Source organism: Anaerobacillus arseniciselenatis (assembly GCF_001865995.1).
Lineage (GTDB): Bacteria > Bacillota > Bacilli > Bacillales > Anaerobacillaceae > Anaerobacillus > Anaerobacillus arseniciselenatis.
Genome location: NZ_MLQQ01000001.1, coordinates 201,155 through 218,768, shown reverse-complemented (window position 1 = coordinate 218,768; position 17,614 = coordinate 201,155). Strand labels below are relative to the sequence as shown.

At 38.5% G+C, this 17,614-nt stretch carries 16 protein-coding genes; 11 read left to right on the top strand and 5 right to left on the bottom strand.

What is annotated here, in order from left to right; genetic code table 11:
* The first annotated feature begins 190 nt into the window (after positions 1-190).
* Together BKP35_RS01145 and BKP35_RS01140 are read left to right on the top strand one after the other, a co-directional pair.
* Entirely contained in the window at positions 191-817 is a 627-nt protein-coding gene (locus BKP35_RS01145) for a CAP domain-containing protein (RefSeq protein WP_071311554.1), read from the top strand.
* A gap of 138 nt (positions 818-955) precedes the next feature.
* Positions 956-1,519: a DUF2179 domain-containing protein gene (locus tag BKP35_RS01140; protein WP_071311553.1), complete on the top strand. Its 564-nt coding sequence runs from the start codon at positions 956-958 to the stop codon at positions 1,517-1,519.
* A 222-nt stretch (positions 1,520-1,741) separates the two neighbouring features.
* Here the strand turns inward: BKP35_RS01140 and gdhA are convergent, their stop codons facing one another.
* The gene (gene gdhA / locus BKP35_RS01135) at positions 1,742-3,124 is read right to left on the bottom strand and encodes an NADP-specific glutamate dehydrogenase (protein WP_071311552.1); all 1,383 of its coding nucleotides are present in this window, start codon (positions 3,122-3,124) and stop codon (positions 1,742-1,744) included.
* A gap of 339 nt (positions 3,125-3,463) precedes the next feature.
* Between gdhA and gltC the strand changes: the two genes are divergently transcribed.
* Positions 3,464-4,369, top strand: coding sequence for a glutamate biosynthesis transcriptional regulator GltC (gene gltC, locus BKP35_RS01130; RefSeq protein WP_071311551.1), 906 nt, complete (start codon positions 3,464-3,466; stop codon positions 4,367-4,369).
* A gap of 158 nt (positions 4,370-4,527) precedes the next feature.
* Here the strand turns inward: gltC and BKP35_RS01125 are convergent, their stop codons facing one another.
* Positions 4,528-5,010, bottom strand: coding sequence for a CarD family transcriptional regulator (locus tag BKP35_RS01125; RefSeq protein ID WP_071311550.1), 483 nt, complete (start codon positions 5,008-5,010; stop codon positions 4,528-4,530).
* A 220-nt stretch (positions 5,011-5,230) separates the two neighbouring features.
* On the opposite strand from BKP35_RS01125, the gene BKP35_RS01120 reads away from it, so the two are divergent.
* Both BKP35_RS01120 and BKP35_RS01115 read left to right on the top strand, forming a co-directional pair.
* Positions 5,231-5,425 (top strand): hypothetical protein, encoded by a 195-nt coding sequence (locus BKP35_RS01120; protein WP_071311549.1) that lies wholly within the window; start codon positions 5,231-5,233, stop codon positions 5,423-5,425.
* A gap of 328 nt (positions 5,426-5,753) precedes the next feature.
* Positions 5,754-7,316 (top strand): outer membrane protein assembly factor BamB family protein, encoded by a 1,563-nt coding sequence (locus tag BKP35_RS01115; protein WP_071311548.1) that lies wholly within the window; start codon positions 5,754-5,756, stop codon positions 7,314-7,316.
* A 989-nt stretch (positions 7,317-8,305) separates the two neighbouring features.
* On the opposite strand, the gene BKP35_RS01110 is transcribed toward BKP35_RS01115, so the two are convergent.
* Complete coding sequence (locus BKP35_RS01110) at positions 8,306-8,878, bottom strand: cell wall hydrolase (protein WP_071311547.1); 573 nt, start codon at positions 8,876-8,878, stop codon at positions 8,306-8,308.
* A 305-nt stretch (positions 8,879-9,183) separates the two neighbouring features.
* On the opposite strand from BKP35_RS01110, the gene BKP35_RS01105 reads away from it, so the two are divergent.
* The 3 genes from BKP35_RS01105 to BKP35_RS01095 are packed head-to-tail and all read left to right on the top strand — an operon-like array spanning position 9,184 to position 12,180.
* Positions 9,184-10,449: an ammonium transporter gene (locus BKP35_RS01105; protein WP_071311546.1), complete on the top strand. Its 1,266-nt coding sequence runs from the start codon at positions 9,184-9,186 to the stop codon at positions 10,447-10,449.
* A 31-nt stretch (positions 10,450-10,480) separates the two neighbouring features.
* On the top strand, positions 10,481-11,449 hold the full coding sequence (locus BKP35_RS01100) for a DUF294 nucleotidyltransferase-like domain-containing protein (RefSeq protein ID WP_071311545.1): 969 nt from the start codon (positions 10,481-10,483) through the stop codon (positions 11,447-11,449).
* Positions 11,446-12,180 (top strand): exonuclease domain-containing protein, encoded by a 735-nt coding sequence (locus BKP35_RS01095; RefSeq protein WP_071311544.1) that lies wholly within the window; start codon positions 11,446-11,448, stop codon positions 12,178-12,180. The genes BKP35_RS01100 and BKP35_RS01095 overlap by 4 nt, the downstream gene beginning before the upstream one ends.
* Before the next feature lie 101 nt (positions 12,181-12,281).
* Here the strand turns inward: BKP35_RS01095 and BKP35_RS01090 are convergent, their stop codons facing one another.
* A complete protein-coding gene (locus BKP35_RS01090) occupies positions 12,282-13,001 on the bottom strand; it encodes a YwaF family protein (RefSeq protein ID WP_071311543.1) in 720 nt (239 codons plus the stop codon).
* A 99-nt stretch (positions 13,002-13,100) separates the two neighbouring features.
* Between BKP35_RS01090 and BKP35_RS01085 the strand changes: the two genes are divergently transcribed.
* Entirely contained in the window at positions 13,101-13,622 is a 522-nt protein-coding gene (locus BKP35_RS01085; protein ID WP_071311542.1) for a type 1 glutamine amidotransferase domain-containing protein, read from the top strand.
* Between the two features lie 37 nt (positions 13,623-13,659).
* Positions 13,660-14,286 (top strand): flavin reductase family protein, encoded by a 627-nt coding sequence (locus BKP35_RS01080; protein WP_211274588.1) that lies wholly within the window; start codon positions 13,660-13,662, stop codon positions 14,284-14,286.
* A gap of 185 nt (positions 14,287-14,471) precedes the next feature.
* On the opposite strand, the gene BKP35_RS01075 is transcribed toward BKP35_RS01080, so the two are convergent.
* Positions 14,472-15,290, bottom strand: a complete 819-nt coding sequence (locus BKP35_RS01075; RefSeq protein ID WP_071311540.1) for a DNA (cytosine-5-)-methyltransferase — start codon at positions 15,288-15,290, stop codon at positions 14,472-14,474.
* A gap of 1,136 nt (positions 15,291-16,426) precedes the next feature.
* On the opposite strand from BKP35_RS01075, the gene BKP35_RS01070 reads away from it, so the two are divergent.
* Positions 16,427-17,581, top strand: coding sequence for an acyl-CoA dehydrogenase family protein (locus BKP35_RS01070; RefSeq protein WP_071311539.1), 1,155 nt, complete (start codon positions 16,427-16,429; stop codon positions 17,579-17,581).
* Positions 17,582-17,614 lie beyond the last annotated feature (33 nt).

The window sequence follows — 17,614 nt, the reverse complement described above, 5'->3', positions numbered from 1 at the left end:
GTATCAGGAAAATAAAAAAGCTGCATACGTAATGCTCAAAGAAGGAAATCATCCGCCTTTACAATATTAGACGGTGACGTGCACTTTCAATATTAATTTGTATATTATTTCTACACATAGAAACAAAATGAGAATCCACACTATGAATACTAGGGTATATACCTAAAAAATATAGATGGAGGATTTTCTTATGATCAAAAGAATAATTTTAGCAACAATGATTTTTACGTTTTGTCTACCGATCGTATCAAATGCTCAAGATATACAGTTTTTCAATGAACCACCGTTTGAACATTATAAAGTCTCACCAGGTGATTCTTTTTGGTTTATTGCTAAGCGTTACGGTCTTGATTACCGTGAGTTGATGAGGCTCAATCCGGAAATTGAACCGACAAATATGCATGTCGGTGAAGTTATCCGCTTAAAGGAATCTGCAGAACATTCAAGTACTTTTGAAGATCAAGTTGTTACATTAGTCAATCAACAACGACGACAGAACGGTTTAAGTCCACTTACACATAGGGCTGACTTGAAAAATGTAGCACATAAAAAAGCTGAGGATATGATCAACTCAAATTATTTTTCACATAACAGTCCTAACTACGGTTCACCGTTTGACATGTTAAGAACTTATGGTATAAGTTATCAAACGGCTGGGGAAAATATTGCCAAAGGACAAAATTCACCTGAAGCAGTTATGAACTCATGGATGAACTCGCCAGGTCATCGACAAAACATATTAAATGATCAATATGATGCCATTGGTGTAGGTTTCTATCACGGAGCTTGGGTACAAATGTTTATTAAATCTAGATAATAAATATATTGGGCTAGTTCTACGCTGTTAAATATTACGATTGCTAATGTGCTTTCGTATAGCTATTTTTGAACGGCGTTTTGAGACTAGCTCTTCTTTTGCTATAATGAGCATGAAATAAATGTAAGAGGTGACAGAATGTTACAACCGATGATGATTTTCTTTGCACAACTGTTACTCGTTCCGATTTTAACGATGCGCACAATATTAGTAGTGAAAGGTATGAAAAAGCAAGCTTGTGGTATTGGGATGCTTGAAGGGTTTATCTATGTGTTTGCGATAGGGTTAGTTTTTAGTGATTTATCAAACTATATGAACATAATTGCTTATGCAGCTGGTTTTGGTACCGGGGTTTATTTAGGTGGTACTTTAGAAGAAAAACTAGCGATTGGCTATGTGACGGTCGAAGCGAATGTTGAAAGGTACAATGATGATTTATTGAATAAACTTCGTGATGTGGGATTTAGTGTTTCGACAAACGAAGTAAAAGGTATGAATTCTGTACGTTATTTATTGTATTGTACAGCAAGAAGGGACCGGGAAAACGAATTTTACAAAATTATTTATAAATATGAACCAACAGCGTTTGTTGTTTCTTATGAGCCGAGAAAGTTTGAAGGTGGTTACATAACAAAGTCATTAAAAAATAGAAGAGAATTATTTTTAGAAAAGACGAAGGAAACTTTTCAATTTAAGCCGTAGAAAAGTGGCTTTTAATCCATATGGATCGTGATACACAATGAAGCCAACTTAATAAGGTAATGATTTTCTAAAAAAGAAAGAGGTTGGGACAAAATAAAGTGTCAGACACCGCTAGGCACCAAATATAGACATTCGATTAATCTTTCTTGTCTATATTTAGTACGATCCGCGTGGTGTCAGACACTTTTGTCCCAACCTCTTTCTACTTCAATTATGTTTTAATTAAATCACACCTTGGGAGATCATGGCGTTAGCTACTTTTTTAAAGCCAGCAATGTTGGAACCTACAACTAAGTTTCCAGGGTGTCCGTACTCTACAGATGCCTCAACACTGTCTTTATAAATATTCTTCATGATTTCGTGTAGCTTCGCATCTACTTCAGCAAATGTCCAAGAAAGTCTCATGCTATTTTGGGCCATTTCTAATGCGGATACCGCAACACCACCGGCATTTGCAGCTTTTGCTGGACCGAATAGTACGTCATTTTTTATAAAGATATCAATTGCTTCAAGTGTAGATGGCATGTTTGCACCTTCTCCAACTGCTTTTACACCGTTAGCGACTAAGATTTTTGCAGATACATCATTAATTTCGTTTTGAGTTGCACAAGGAAGAGCGATGTCGCAAGGAACTAACCAAATATCAGTACTTCCTTCATGGTACGTAGCTTCTGGATGATGATTTACATATTCACTAATACGTTTTCTCTCAACTTCTTTCAGCTGTTTCACTGTTGCTAAGTCAATTCCATTTTTATCATAAATATATCCACCAGAGTCACTACAAGCGACAACTTTAGCGCCAAGTTCGTGCGCTTTTTCGATTGCATATATTGATACGTTACCAGATCCAGAAACGACAACTGTTTTACCTTTAAAGCTATCGCCGTTATCTTTTAACATTTCTTCTACGAAGTAAACTGTTCCATAACCAGTAGCTTCAGTTCGAGCTAAACTTCCACCATAACCTACACCTTTTCCTGTTAAAACTCCTGCTTCATAAGCTCCTTTTAAGCGCTTATATTGTCCGAACATAAAGCCAACTTCGCGTGCACCAACACCAATATCTCCTGCTGGTACGTCAACATCAGGACCGATGTGATTAACAAGCTCATTCATAAAGCTTTGACAGAAGCGCATAATTTCACGATCAGATTTTCCTTTAGGATCAAAGTCAGATCCACCTTTTCCGCCGCCAATCGGTTGACCTGTAAGTGAATTTTTGAAAATTTGTTCAAAGCCTAAAAATTTAATAATACTAGCGTTTACGGATGGATGAAATCTTAATCCGCCTTTGTATGGACCAATTGCACTATTGAATTGTACACGGAAACCGCGATTGACTTGAACTTTTCCTTCGTCATCTACCCAAGGAACTCTAAATGAAATAATTCTTTCTGGTTCAACAACTTGCTCGAGAATGTTATGTTCGATGTATTCTGGATGTTTTGCGAAAACTGGAACTAATGAGTCAAAAACTTCCTTAACCGCCTGATGAAATTCCTCTTCACCTTGATTTCTTTTCTTAACGACCTCATATACATCATCTACGTATTTTTTTGCGTCTAATAATTGATCTTGTTTAATCTCTTGTACAGTAGCCATAGTTAGATTCGCTCCCCTTTATTCATTAAAATTTGGTATTATAGAATTAATTAACGAATTTTATGAATTTCATAATTCAATATTATCGCCAGTAAGTATCTCTAAGTAGTTGCGTTAAAACGCTCGCAACTACTTAGAGTTTGATCGGGCTCATTTTAGATAATTTATGAAATTCACTCAATTAAATTTAAAATTCGTAAAAATTTCCCCAGTCTCTTTGTCAGATTATGTGACGTTTTCCACAATCTTATTTTATAATTTTAGAATGATCTAGAACAATATGTATTTGAGATAAAATCAATGCCGCAATTAGATGAAACGAAAAAGAGGATGATTTTCATGGAATTAAGACAAATACAATATTTCATTGAAGTAGCGAAAAGAGAGCATGTTACAGATGCAGCACATGCGCTCCATGTCGCTCAGTCTGCTGTTAGTCGGCAAATTTTTAACTTAGAAGCAGAGCTAGGTGTCGAGCTTTTTATTCGCGAAGGACGAAATGTAAAATTAACTCCGATCGGCAGAATGTTTTTAGAACAAATGAAAGAAGCGATGAACGTCATCGATAGTGCGAAACGTGAAGTTGAAGAATACTTAGATCCAGAAAAAGGGACGATACGAATAGGATTCCCTAGTAGTATGGCGAACTATACATTACCAACTGCAATTTCAGCATTTCGCGATGAGTATCCTCAAGTGAAGTTTAAATTAATCCAAGGGACGTATCGTTATTTAATCGATGCGGTCATAAGCGGTGAGATAGACTTAGCGGTTTTAGGTCCAGTTCCGAAAGAAGAGAAGAAAGTGAAAGCGAAAGTGTTATTTGAAGAAAAGCTAGTGGCATTGTTACCTTTAAACCATGAATTAGCGGACTTTTCTACTATTAATCTTAATCAGTTACGAGACGACCAATTTGTATTGTTTCCTAACGGTTTTATTTTAAGAGAAATCGTCGTGAATGCATGTAAACGTTTGGGGTTTGAGCCAATTGTTTCATTTGAAGGAAATGATATTGACGCGATCAAAGGATTGGTTTCAGCGGGGTTAGGAGTGACTCTTATTCCGGAAGTTACGTTAATTGATAACCTCCCAAGAGCAACAATCAAAGTACCTATTGATCAGCCGCAAGTTACAAGGTCGGTCGGAGTAATCATTCCAAAAGAGCGCGACTTATTACCGACAGAGCAGCTGTTTTATGAATTTCTTTCGAAGTTTTTTGCTAGACTAGGGGGCTTTAGTAGCTAATTAAGTAGTGGAAGAATTAAATCATCGTAAAAAAGACTGCAGCCTTGAGGGGGCTGCAGCCTTTTTGGTTGGTTAGTTGAATTGTGGTGGCGAGTGTGTCGTTTATGTTAGATGATGATGCTTAATTGATGAGGCATCTCTTTTTATTTAAGTTGCTTTTATTGATTTATAATTGTATTTAAATAGTCAGTAGCTTCGTCATGTTTCAAATCATTGACTAGGACAAGTTCACTGATTAAAATTTTTCTAGCGTTGTTTAATAACGTTTTGTCACTAGTACCAAGAGGCTTCTTTTTACTACTTTTTGTTAATTCGCGAATTATTTTTGCCCCTTCAAATATATCACCTGTTTTCATTTTATCCATATTGTTACGGTAGCGCTGATTCGGATGTACCGTTGCTTCTGTTTCGTCTTCACTAGTAAATATTGATAAAACGTTTTCCATAATGGTTGGTTGAACTATGTCTCTAATTCCTAAATTACTTGTTTTTTGAGTAGGAATCATAACCTGTATTTTCCCAAGAGATAGATTCATGATGTAGTACAGTTGTTTCTCCCCTAAGATTTCCTTTTCTTCAATCGCTTCGATAACGCCTGCACCATGCATTGGGTAAAAAATTTTGTCTCCAACTTGATACATAATTCCACCTCCAGAGTTAATGTTACCTATTAAGTATACCATTGTAATTGAAAAATGCAAAATAATATAATATAACATGCATGTAATTATCGTGTCAATGATTTTGTTAGCGTTTTCATTTTTTTATAACATTTAGGGGTTGGGATTAAAATAAATGCCGAGTAGCAATTAACATAACGATTTAAATTCGCTCATATTTTTTAATAAGGGGGGAGTAGCTATGGCGGTAAAACGTTGTGTTGATTGCGGAAAGGCGGATAAAGGAGTAGCAAGGCAAATGAAAGTTAGTTGGAAAGAATGCCCGTATTGTGAGCGTGCGTTATGTTCTAATTGTGCCTACACCCAACAACAAGTATTTAATTGGAACGGTTGTAAAAAGTGGAACGTTGATTATCAATTTTTGAATGCTAATTGAGTGAATTTCATAATCACAAAAACTAGCCACTGGGACGCTATACTAGTTGAGATTAATTAAGCTCAACTAGATGTAGTGTCCTAGTGGCGTTTAAATAAGGATTAAGTAATTTAATTCAATAGAGTAAATCTTTTTATAGTAAGAAGAATCTTCATCAACCAATGATTTTTTCTAAGGTCACGCCATACATATAGAAGGTGACATAGAAAATATACTGGATGGTGTGGTGGAAAAGTGAATACGAAAGCCTTAGTAAAAACAACAATGTGTTTCACACTTCTTTTGGCTGGGTGTAACGAATGAAAGTTCAAATAGTGGTAAAAAAATAGTGGATGTGTCAATTATAGAGCGGAAGCAAGTAGCTAACGATGCTTCGGACGTGGAATTTTTAAAAATTTCACCGTCATTTCAAAGGCTTGTTGAAGTTGAAGAAAATGATTTGTCGTTAGTAAGCGGTGATTTATTTGAAAATGATGAAATTGTTGATCGGTATTTGGCTGATGAAAAACAGTCGTTTCCTGAGGTTTACACGGAAATGGAAGGGGTTTTAACGTTTCGTGGTAACCATTTAAGGGATGGGCCATCATTCGGTGCCATTCCTATCGCCGATAATTATCAGTTGAACTCGCAGTGGAGTTTTTCAACAGGGTTTAGTCAAAGGTGGGGTGGCGGTGCCGGATGGACCGGACAGCCGAGCATTATTAAGTGGGATCAACAGGTTCGTGGAATGATGAATCTTAAAGATGAATTTAAAGTTAAGGATGACTTTGTTGAAGTCATATATGGATCATTAGATGGTCGGGTATATTTTTTAGATTTGAACAGTGGGGAAAAAACTCGGGAGCCGATTTATATCGGAAATCCGGTTAAAGGGAGTGTATCGATTGATCCAAGAGGTTATCCGTTATTATATGTAGGAGACGGTGTTCCGCAAAACGCAAAATTCGGTCATCGAATATTTAGTTTAATTGACCAATCCAAGCTTTATTTCTTAAACGGCAATGATCCTTTTGCTTATCGTAATTGGGGAGCATTTGATAGTTCTCCGTTAATTAATCGGCTGACCGATACACTTGTGGTAGGAGGAGAAAATGGGCTGTTTTATAAGCTTAAACTTAATACGGAATTTAACGTTGAAGAAGCGAAGATCAATGTTACTCCGAAACCGATTAAATATCGTTATCAAGTGCAAGGAAATTTCTATCAAGGAATAGAAAATTCTGTGGCGGCTTATGCAAATTTAGCTTATTTTGCTGATAACGGTGGAAGTATTCAAGGTATCGATTTAATGACGATGGAACCTTTTTTTGCACTACCTCCGTTAGATGATACAGATTCAACCATTGTTATTGAGGTAGTCGATGAGCATCCATATTTATATACAGGAACAGAAGTAGATAATATTGGGCGAGATGGTAATGCTCATATAAGAAAAATAGATGGATTAACAGGAGAAATCATTTGGCATAAAGAGTATACAGCTTTTTATTATCCGGGAGTTGTTGGTGGTGTGTTGGCTACACCGGTGTTAGGGAAAAAAAGTATCGATGATCTCGTTATTTTTACAGTTGCTAGGTATAAGCAACGTTATGCAGGCTTAATGGTTGCTTTGAACAAACAAACTGGCGAAGAGGTGTGGCGTTGGGAGATGCCTCATTATGCCTGGTCTTCTCCGGTAGATGTTTACGATGAGGACGGAAAAGCTTTTTTAGTTCAAGGAGATTCGATAGGGAATCTGCACTTACTTGAGGCGAGGAGTGGGACGATCATTGATACAGTGAACCTAGGAGCGAATATCGAAGCGACACCGGCTGTTTATGAAAATATGATCATCGTAGGAACACGTGGCGGCAAGTTTTATGGGGTAGAGATTCAAGGTTTCGATGATTAATAATTGTACTGTTATGATCTCCTCGGTTTTATTCAGCGAGATTGTTTTATATGATTTCGCTGATGGGGGCGTTCTAAATAAGTAGAATTTTTCATGGTTTGGGGGAGTGCGAATGGGTGGACTATTCAAAATTTTGAGGTGCGTATTATGGGGGGAGTGTGCAGTAGAGCGTGGGTTGATGCAACGGAATTACATCATCTGTAAAATACATATATATAAAACCACGTATGACGCGTGCGAATTCCAGTATTTGTAAATCGCGCCGGTCAAAACCAGTGATAAGCGAGTGTGAATTCCAGTATCTGTTAAACGCGCTCGTCAAAAGCATAGATAAACAAGCGTGAATTCCAGTATCTGTTAAACGCACTCGTCAAATCCATTGTATGGTCTAGGGTGACGCAAAATGATTACTCTCCTCGACTCAAAACCAGAGAAGAGTAATCCAAATGCTTGAATGATTACTCTTCTGAGTTCAAAACGTGAGAAGAGTAACCAAAACGCCAGAATGATTTCTCTTCTGAGTTCAGAACAAGAGAAGAGAAATCCAGTGTTAGAAAGGGCGCATTTCTACTGCATAGCCTCCCGTGCCCGAACAAGCGTCACATCACCCAAAAGGTAACGCGAGACCTTCTCCCGTGCCCGAACAAGCGTCACATCACCCAAAAGGTAACGCGAGACCTTCTCCCGTGCCCGAACAAAGTGTCACATCACCCAAAAGGTAACGCGAGACCTTCTCCCGTGCCCGAACAAAGTGTCACATCACCCAAAAGGTAACGCGAGACCTTCTCCCGTGCCCGAACGAAGCGCCACACTCACCAAAAGGTAACGCAAGATTTTCTCGCGCGCCCGACCCTATAAGGAACCCAACTACAGCACACTCTCCCCATAAATGCATACTACCGAGCGAGTGCGAATTACGGCGCACTCGCCCGATTATGCACACTAAAAAACTGAGCTTGAGTCAACGACTCAAAGCTCAGTTTTTTTCTTTATTTGGCAAATACGTGGTTACCAATAGTGATTGTGTGCGTTCTTGTTGCATTCCAGTTATTTGTTGCAATCGCTGGATTGTAGAAGAATAATGAGCCAGCGCCTTGTCCTCTAAAAGCAATCGCTTCTTCAACGGCACGAACGGCTGAAGCTGTTGCAGGTTGATTAATAGATCCTGTAGTTACTGGTGTAAATTGTCTTGGTTCGTGAATAACACCGTGAACAGTGTTAGGAAACAGATCACTATCAACACGGTTTAGAACAACAGTAGCTACAGCGACTTGACCGGCATAAGGCTCACCTTTTGCTTCCGCTGTTACTAGTTGTGCTAGTAATCTCTTTTCATAAGCTGTTAATGAAGAAGGAATTGATAATCTCTCTCCAATGAAAATAGTATCACTAGTTCTATTATTTAAAGATTTGATCGCATTTACCGATACCCCATATTGCTGTCCTAATGCCCATAATGTATCTCCACTACGAACTGAATGAACAGTTGACGCCTCGACAGCACTATTTCCAACAAAAATTAACGACATCGCTAATGTAAAAGTCATAAATAATTTTTTCATGTTTTAATACCTCCGCTGAAATTTAATAGTTATCTCTAGCACGCTTACAAGACTAACAGAATACTAGAGTTGATTCATTAGGTAAACGGTGGAGCGATTTCCAACGAATTTCAGTGGAATTTAGTAAAAATCAAAAAATAGCTTTATACCAGTTTTTTAAGCGTTTACAAAATTATTGTAAAAAAAGTTGTTTGTTAGAAAACATTCCAAGTTTGTTGTAGTGAAAATTCAGAAGTATATAATCTTACATATCAACGATGTTAACAAAAAGTTAACTCGTTAAATTAAAAAAAGGAGTGTTGGGAATGGATCCGATTTTCTTAATGAACAATGTTTGGATCATCATTTGTTTTACGTTAGTACTATTAATGCAAGGTGGATTTATTTTACTTGAAGCAGGGTCAACTAGGATGAAAAATGCGGGTCACATTGCCGGCAAAACAATTTTCACAGTAGGAGCAGCCTCATTAGTTTTCTGGGCAGTAGGGTATGGCTTTATTTATGGAGAAAGTATTGGAATTGTAGGTTTTTCAGATTTCTTTTACGGTGATTTTACGAGTGTAGTTGATGGATTAGCAGGTTCAGTGGACTTTATCTTCCAATTAGCGTTTGCTGCGATTGCCTTAACGATTGCCTTTGGTGGTTTTGCAGAAAGAGGAAAACTTTCAGCGTATGTTGTTTTCGCGATTTTATTTTCAGCGGTCGTTTATCCGGTAGTTGCTCATTGGATTTGGGGTGATGGTTGGTTAGGAGGTCTAGGTAAACAAGACTTTGCCGGCTCGACGGTAGTTCACTTAACAGGTGCGATGGCGGCTCTAGCGGCAACGATTATTTTAAAACCACGTATTGGAAAATACAATAAAGACGGGTCAGCGAATGATCTAGCAGGTCACAATCAAGTATATACAGCCTTAGGTGTCTTAATTCTTTGGGTAGGTTGGTTTGGATTTAATGGTGGTAGTACGTTAGAAGTTGACGGAGCATTTTTCGGATATGTTGCATTAACAACTCAATTAGCAGCAGCGGCAGGGGCAGTAGCAGCGATGTTTATCGTCTGGGCAATTTCAGGAAAAGCCGATATCCCAACGACGTTAAACGGCGCGTTAGCAGGACTAGTAGCCATTACGGCTTCAACAGCTTTTGTAGCACCATGGGCTGCTGTTATCATCGGTTTAGTTGCTGGTTTTATTGTTTACTTTAGTATGAAGTTTTTTGATAAAGCCAAGATTGACGATCCAATTTTTGCCCTTTCCGTTCATGGTATGGCTGGCATTTGGGGAACATTATCAACTGGATTTTTCGCCACACCTGAGCTTGCTGCCATGAATGGTGGATTACCCGGATTACTCTATGGTGGAGGATTAACTCAGTTAGGTGTTCAAACATTAGGGGTTGTCGCATCAGGATTATACGCATTCATTGCTTCATTTATCATTCTAAAAATTATGGATAAAGTCATGGGTGGAATACGAGTGACAGAAGAGGAAGAAATTATTGGTCTTGACTTAAGTGAACATGGAAGCTACGGTTATCCTGAAAGCATGCCAGAAGAAAAGAAACAAGGAGCTTAAGCGAGAGTTACGAGTGAGAGGATTGATTTCCTTGGAAAATTATCAACAATTAAAAGAGTGGCGCGACCAAAAAATAAAATCGGTGTCTTGGGATCATCACGAGCTAAATAAATTTCATGATAAATTGATGAGGAGAACGGTTCAAATTGCCTTAAAGGAAGTTGAAAGTGAGTGGGGAAGCCCCCCTACTCACTTCGCTTTCTTTGTCATGGGAAGTGCAGGCCGTAGTGAACAATCAGTTTGGAGTGATCAAGATCATGGCATCGTATATGACGGTGAGAACCCTCTCTTTCATGATTATTTTTTAAAAGTGGGTCAAGAAATAACAAAGGGTTTTGCGGTTACCGGTTACGAAAAATGCGATGGTAATGTGATGGCCTCGAACCCATATTGGTGCAAATCTACGATTGAATGGGAAAAGCAAATTTTAGCGTGGCTTGATGAAGCCGATTGGGAATCGTTACGCTATTTTTCTACTTTTTTTGATGCTCGTGTATTAGTCGGGAAAGAAGATTTATTACAGAGAGTAAAGCAAGTTGCATTTTTGAAGTTAGCTGAAGTCCCCTCTTTGTATCAACGATTATATGAAAATGTCGGCTTTATTAAGAAGGGGCTTGGCATATTCGGACAGCTTCTCCCTAAAGAAAAAGGAGAGGACGCTGGTAATATCAATATTAAGCAAACGATTTTATTTCCATATGTAAACGCACTTAGATTATTAGCTCTTCTCGAAAAAATACCCGAATCTTCAACACTTAAACGATTTCAACGTTTACCTGAGGAATACGCATCTATTAAAAAATATCAAACTGATTTTTTAAAGCTGTTAAATTACCGACTGTATTTTCAAAAAGAAACCGTTAATTACGAAAAGGTTCATTTGTTACACGTGAAGTCCATGTCTGCAAATGAAAAAGAGAGTTTAAAAGAGTTGATAAAAAATGGGCGAAAGTTATTTAAGGAGACAAAAAAAATGATTGATCAAAGGTGTTTGCGATGAATATGAACACAATGATGCAATTTTTACGACAAATACCAGAGAAGCTTAGATCAAATTCATATTCTTCCCTAGCTAATCAAAATGTACCTCGTAATGTTGCTTTCGTGAGGCATTTACAAAGGGAAATGAAAAAGCAAGATGTACTTGAAGTGCCTTTTGCCAATTTAAACGTAGTCGTTTTTGATATAGAAACAACAGGGTTTTACCCATATAATGGTGATCAAATTTTATCGATAGGGGCTGTGAAAGTACAGAAAGGAAAAGTTATAGAAGAGGATCCTTTTTATTCGCTTATATATAATGAAAAGGAGCCATCACACAAAATCCAAGCTTTAACACGGATTTTAGAAAAAGAACTATTAAAGGCTCCACCGATTGAGCAAGTATTAAATGATTTTTTTCAGTTTGTGAAAAGTGATCCGTTGATTGCCCACCATGCAAATCATGAACGAAGTTTTATGCAACATGTGACATGGTCAGTTTTAAAAAGCCGTTTTGAACACCGTGTGATCGATACGTCATTTTTAACAAAAATAAATGAAGCTAAGTTAAACCTAATCACATTAGATGATTGGTGTTATCATTACGGAATTCGGATTGAAAAAAGACATCATGCACTACACGATGCCATAGCTACAGCGAATTTGTGGGTAGAAAGTGTTCGACTCATCGAACAAAAAGGGTTTTACTGTTTGAAAGATGTTTATTCCTATTTAGCAGCACAAAGATAAAAAGAGGTAGAGGTGGCTTCGTTCATAATATTCCTCTATCCATGGTATCAAAGCAAATTTTTCTGAGTGAAAAATTGCGGTTGGTTTATCTGAACAAGCCCCTAAACCTTTCGAGCTGAAATAAAATCTTTTAAATAAAATGGAACCGTGAGCAATAAAAATAAAACAATCGCTATGATTTCAAGAGATAAAATATACCAAGGATAAGGGCCGAGCCAATCTAAAATGCTCGGTGTTGCAGGTTTCCTCGCTAAAAACATATAATTTGCTCCCGTCCAAATGTTCACGAAAAACACGAAAATAGCAATACAGTTTAATACTAGAAAAGATTTAACCGCTGACCGAAACGTAATTGTATATTTACATACCCAAATCATATATAAAACCGCTAAAATAATGGCAAAATGAGCAATAAAATAATGAAAAAAGCGAAAGTGTGGAAATGTGTAAAACAATTCTGGTGTAATAATCGCTTGAAAAGCCCCGCCAATCGCGAAAAAATAAATGACCTCAAATACTTTGTAAGAGTTTGTCACAAGCATATAAGAACTAGACAATAAACTGATTGTACATAGGTGTAACGGCAAATTGTAACGAATGTCCCAAATTCCTGTGACTACACTCCACAATATTAAACTAATTTCAGAGAGGACAAGTATGCCGAAAATGATCCATCTCACTTGCTTCATATAACTATGATGACGGTGTAAATAAAGCCAGACAACCGAACAGCCAAATAAATAAAGAGCGATAATATGCTGAAAAGAAAGAAATAGATTTCTTTCGATATGCTCACCGGGGTTAAAAATAAATGGTTTCATTACTTAGGTCACCTCATGCATAGTTTGCCTAATTTTTAAGCTTAATGACGACTTTTTTTGGGTATTATTAAACAGAGTCCAAACGAAGAGGTGACAAATATGCAATTGCAAGGAAAAAAGGTAATCCAAATCGTCAGTGACGACTTTGAAGATTTAGAACTTTGGTATCCAGTGCTTCGATTACGAGAAGAAGGAGCAGAAGTTCATATTGTCGGAGAAAATGCGGATGAAGAATATATCGGAAAGTACGGTGTGCCAATTGTCAGTGACCGTGCTTTTAAAGATATTAATCCTGACGAATATGACGCGCTTTTAGTACCAGGGGGATGGTCTCCAGATAAATTAAGAAGGTATGAAGATGTATTAAATATGACACGAGTGATGGATGAGCAAAAGAAGCCGATCGGTCAAATTTGTCATGCTGGTTGGGTACTAATTTCTGCAGGAATTTTAAAAGGAAAAAAAGTGACGAGTACTCCCGGTATTAAGGATGATATGACAAATGCTGGAGCGACATGGGTTCATGAGCCAGTTGTGGTCGATGGTCACCTCGTCTCTAGCCGACGTCCACCGGATTTGCCTGACTATATGCGAGAGTTCATTAAAGTTTTGGCAAAATAAAGGTAAGTTTTGTTAATATGGAGATGAGGTGATGAAAATGAACATCGATCCATCAAAGTTAACAAGGACGGAAAATTATCAAATGTTAATCGGAAGCGTGTTACCGAGGCCGATTGCCTTTGTGACGAGCCAAAACGAGGAAGGCATCGTGAATGCAGCGCCGTTCAGCTTTTACAATGTCATTACAGCCAACCCGCCGTTAATTAGTATTTCGGTCGGACGCAAGCCGGATGGCTCCTCAAAAGATACGGCTCGTAACATCATTAAAGGTAAGGAATTTGTGGTGCATGTCGTTGACGAATCAAATGTAGAACTCGTCAATGAAACTTCGGCAGATTTTCCACCAGAAGTGAGTGAAGTCACTGAAGTTGGCTTTACGTTAGAAAAAAGTGAGAAGGTTTCCGTTCCGAGTATTAAAGAAGCAAAAATTAAACTTGAATGCAAACTTTCACAAGCATTGACACTTGGAGGAACGGGAGATGAGCCAAGCTGTGATTTTATTATTGGCGAAGTTGTGAACTATCGAGTCGAGGACGACTTGTACTTAGAAGGGAAGATTGATGCCGAGAAATTAGCACCAGTCAGTCGCTTAGGAGGCTCAGATTACGAAAAGCTCGGTGAGACTTTCTCGATACCGCGGCCGGCTCCTCCGACAAAGGATTAATCTGGAAATTAAAATTAAAGCAAAAAATCAAAAATAGGGGTGGCATTTGCCATCCCGTTTTCATTAAATAATGTTTTCGTTTTTTTACAGAACTACCCAAATGTGAAGGTCAAACTCCTTTAGGTGAAGGAGTATCAGAATGATTTCAACTAGTACAATGTTCATAGAGATACCTTAACATGAGGTTAGACTTTTTTAGTTATTATTTTGCTCATCGCGTGTTGGTGTGGGATACCTGATGAATGACAATCAAAGATCACTTCTGGTGAACTTTCTATTAACCAATCGTGATAATGCGACAACAATTCACCTGACCTCCATATAAATGCATTTGGTTCTTTTTCAGGAGGCGGAGCAATAAAAGGCTTTTGAACAAACACATTAAAGAAATGCATGCCACCGTTGTTTGTATATTTCTTATAGTTATCAATTATTTCCTTTCGATAATTAGGATTAATGTAATGTAAAACACCACTTGAAAAAAGTATGTCGTATTGCGTACTTAATCTAAAATCTAAAATATCAGCCTTAAAAACTTTTACATTAACGCCAACTAAATCAGCTAATTTCTTTGTTTTTTCAATACCAGCATCAGAAATATCAAAAGCAGTTACATCATAACCATTCCTTGCAAAAAACACAGCATCCTTTCCTTCGCCACACCCGATATCTAATAATTTTAGGTGACTAGTAGGTGGCATAAACTCAAGAACTTTATAGCAATCCGAATTAGGTTTTATTCCCCAATAATAGTCTGGTGTAGTATATTCCTTTTCGTATATAGTAACTTGTTTATCGTAAGAAACATAACCTAGTAACTTATCTATACTAACCTCTAAAGCTTTTGATATTTCCGGAAGTAAGGTGATGTCAGGGAAAGCCTGTTCATTTTCCCATTTGGAAACTGCTTGATATGTAACTCCAAGAAGTTGTGCCAGTCCCTCCTGAGTAAGTCCTCTTGCCTTTCGATATCTGTTAATATTTTTTGCTAATTTATCTTTCATGTTTCACACTCCTCGTATACCAATTCTAATCCTTTGAATAACGAGTGAACAATAACTTATCAATTGATTTTTTTATTTATTCAACTGACGGTTGAATTAGTCAAACGAACTGGAAACTGGTGCGCCAGAATTAAAGTATTGCGATACGGCACATTGTAGTGATGATTCACAGTATGGGGGGAGTGCGCAGTAAAACAGGGGTTGATGTGCAAATTAGTGTAAGTGCCTGAATTCAGTGTTGGCACTCAAGTTCGGTCACTTAACCCTAGTGTAAGTGCCCTAATCGTACGCTACATCACCAAAAGGTAACGCGAGACCTTCTCGCGTGCCCGAACAAAGCGTCGCATTCACCAAAAGGTAACGCAAGACCTTCTCGCGTGCCCGAACAAAGCGTCGCATTCACCAAAAGGTAACGCAAGACCTTCTCGCGTGCCCGAACAAAGCGTCATCTCACACAAAAGGTAACGCGAGACCTTCTCGCGTGCCCGAACAAAGCGTCACCTCACACAAAAGGTAACGCAAGACCTTCTCGCGTGCCCGAACAAAGCGTCACCTCACACAAAAGGTAACGCGAGACCTTCTCGCGTGCCCGAACAAAGCGTCATCTCACACAAAAGGTAACGCGAGACCTTCTCGCGTGCCCGAACAAAGCGTCACACTCACCAAAAGGTAACGCGAGACCTTCTCGCGTGCCCAAACGAAGCGTCACTTCACACAAAAGGTAACGCGAGACCTTCTCGCGTGCCCGAACAAAGCGTCACACTCACCAAAAGGTAACGCGAGATATTCTCGCATGCCGGACGGATATAAGGAATCCAATTATTGCGCACTCTCCCCAAACTGCGACACACTCTTAGATTACTATTTCATCCTTAAATGGTTTAATGGGTTATAGACCCCCATCTCAACTCGTAGCGTAGGTGGGAACTTTTAATCAGGTGGAGTCGGAACTCATCTGATTTCTCGATGTTTCAGCTTGCTGAAACGAGTTCGCTTGCTCCAGTTTGCGGAACTCATTACTCCGTGTCGAGTTATTTTAATAATCCTTCTTTAAAGGAGCAAGGAACGTAAACTTTAGAGTTCGCTTCTTATTTATACTATAATGAGGTTAATTAATTTTAAGGGGTGGCGATAAGATGAATTTAACAACGGCAAATGGCTGTGAAGAGCGTCTAGAGATTATTCGAAAAGTCGTTAAGCCTTTTTCAGAAAGGGCTTGGCAACATGATCAAGGAGCGTCGTTCCCAGTGGGAAATATTGATGACCTTAAACGAGTTGGTTACCATACCCTCACAGTTCCATCGGAATACGGAGGCCAAGAAATTTCGTTATTAGAGCTTGTAAAATTACAAGAGACGATCGCACAAGCTGACGGATCAACCGCCTTATCGATCGGTTGGCACATGGGAATTGTTAAGCATTTAAGTGAAACGAGGCCGTGGGATGAAAAAATGTTTCAAACATTCTGTCGAGATGTCATCGAGCGGAGAGCACTACTAAACAATGCTGCCTCAGAAGTAGCGACGGGCAGCCCGACTAGAGGTGGTCGCCCGGAAACGACGGCGGTTTTAAGAGACGATAAATGGATAATTACAGGGCGAAAAACATTTACAACACTTTCGCCAGTACTTGATTATTTTGTTGTCAGTGCTTCGATTCATCATAGTGACGAAATTGGGAATTTTTTAATACATCGGAGTTGTGCGGGCTTACATATTGAGGAAACTTGGGACTCTGTCGCAATGAGAAGTACGGGTAGCCACGATTTAGTTCTTACAGAAGTTACAGTTCCAAATGAACATTTAGTTGAATATATAACTCCTGGAAAAAAACAAGCAGCTGGGTGGCTCTTGCATATACCTGCTTGTTACTTAGGGATTGCAAAAGCAGCCCAACATTATGCAGTCTCATTTGCTCAAAGTTATTCGCCGAATAGTATCGAAGGTACCATTGCAGACCTTCCATTTGTGAAACAAAAAATCGGTGAAATGGAACTTCGAATTCAAGAAAGCGAACACTTTTTATACGCAGTGGCAAATGCGTGGGATGAAAATGACGTTGAGAAGCGACAAATGATGCGAGCACAATTAGGCGCAGTGAAACATTCAGTGACTAATAAAGCCATCGATGTTGTTGACTTAGCGATGCGAGTAACCGGTGCGAGGAGTCTATCTGAGCGAAATCCGTTACAGCGATATTATCGTGATGTCCGCGCTGGTCTTCATAATCCGCCAATGGATGACGCTACGATTCTGTTACTTGCTGAAGACGCAATGAAAAGAACAAAATGATTTCTAAAATAGTACAATAATTACCATAGTAAA